At 67.5% G+C, this 274-nt stretch carries 1 protein-coding gene; it reads left to right on the top strand.

Features of this window, described 5'->3' with window-relative positions; translation table 11 throughout:
- A partial coding sequence (locus KZZ06_RS20750; RefSeq protein WP_219581852.1) for a hypothetical protein occupies positions 1–274 on the top strand: 274 nt, incomplete at both ends.

The following is a 274-nucleotide window of genomic DNA, read 5'->3' on the forward strand; positions in this document are numbered from 1 at the left end:
GTGCCGGCGAGCTTCAACCTGATGATCCTGGAGCTGTCGCAGCTCGGCTACATCGATCTGCGCGTCGAGGATTCCCTCGACATGGACGCGACGGAATTCTTCGTGTGGCTCCGCAAGGGACGCCAGCGCCTGGCGCCGGACGAGATCCGCGAGCAGCGCACCGCGCTGATGCAGCGCGCGATCGTCGAGCTGGCGGAGCAGGTGCAGCAACTGCCCGAGACGTCCTTCGTGGAGATGGCCTCGGCGGGGGCCCTGCGGGACCAGCTCCTCAAGG

Origin of the sequence: Sulfitobacter sp. CW3 (assembly GCF_019392245.1) — a bacterium.
In the GTDB taxonomy this organism is placed as follows: domain Bacteria; phylum Pseudomonadota; class Alphaproteobacteria; order Rhodobacterales; family Rhodobacteraceae; genus Sulfitobacter.